General features: G+C 69.5%; 1 protein-coding gene. It reads right to left on the reverse strand.

What is annotated here, in order from left to right; translation table 11 throughout:
* On the reverse strand, positions 1-649 hold a 649-nt coding region (locus ACNFOC_RS54985), incomplete at both ends, for a M1 family aminopeptidase (protein ID WP_416966395.1).

Raw genomic sequence — 649 nt, forward strand, 5'->3', positions numbered from 1 at the left:
GGAGAGGGTGGTGCGGACGGTTTCGAGGGACTCGGCGTCGAAGCGGATCTTGGCGTAGGTGTAGTCGCCGTCGTTGAGGAGGACGAGGGCGGGGCGGGGGCCCGAGGTGCTGATGCCGATGTCGCCGGTGCGAGGGAGGTCCGCTTCCAGGCGGGTGCGCAGGGTCAGGCGGTTCGCGTCGTGGAGGTCGCGGTCGTAGAGGCCGATGGTGATGTGGTGCGGGCGGGTGCTGCCGATGGACTCAAGGCTGCTGAGGTGGGTGAGTCCGTCCCTGTTCCGGTCCGGGTCGGGCCCGGACCAGACTGTGGGGCTGCCCTCGTGCCCGATGTCGAGGTGCCAGTTTCCGTCCTCGGCCCGGACTTCGGGGGTGAGCTTGTCCACGCCCGTCGTGCGCAGCCACGCGTCGGCCCAGGCGTGGACATCGCGTTCGGTGCCCGAGGCGAGGGAGTCGATGAAGTCGGCGAGGGTGGCGTTGCCGAACTTGTGGCGGGCGAAGTGGGTGTTGATGCCGGCGAGGAAGTCCTTCTCGCCGAGCCAGGCCACCAACTGCCGTAGCGCGGAGGCCCCCTTGGCGTACGAGATGCCGTCGAAATTGAGGAGGGCGGAGGCGGTGTCGTCGACGTTCTCGGGGGCGACGGGGTGGGTGGAG

This window comes from Streptomyces colwelliae (assembly GCF_048158785.1).
GTDB lineage: Bacteria > Actinomycetota > Actinomycetes > Streptomycetales > Streptomycetaceae > Streptomyces.